This window comes from Zoogloea sp. LCSB751 (assembly GCF_002028455.1).
In the GTDB taxonomy this organism is placed as follows: domain Bacteria; phylum Pseudomonadota; class Gammaproteobacteria; order Burkholderiales; family Rhodocyclaceae; genus Zoogloea.
In genome coordinates this window covers 1-303 of the sequence record NZ_MWUM01000127.1, presented here as the reverse complement: position 1 = coordinate 303, position 303 = coordinate 1, and the positions used below count along the sequence as shown (strand labels likewise).

General features: G+C 46.5%; 1 pseudogene. It reads right to left on the bottom strand.

Features of this window, described 5'->3' with window-relative positions:
• Positions 1 to 98: 98 nt before the first annotated feature.
• Positions 99 to 303, bottom strand: a pseudogene (locus B4920_RS26035) (IS1595 family transposase); the annotation flags it as partial.

Genomic DNA, 303 nt, shown 5'->3' with positions numbered 1-303 from the left:
CACTTAACCGAGTGTATTAGAATCAGCATTCCGATTTTGCCAAGAAACTGACAGTATTGACTGATTAGATTTAAACGTCCTTTCAAACAACATCCTGATTACCCATGACCCTCAGCCAGCTTCAAGAGCCGATATGGCATCGGAGGGCTTGCCCTGACTGCATGCCCCAATTCAACCAACATGCTCTTGAGGTCAAAACGATGATTAAACCGGAAGCAGTATTCCGCAAGATGCCTTGGTAAATGCTTCGCTCCGAGCGTATGGCAACTGCCCCGCAGCGAGTTTTTCACATTTCCTATCATC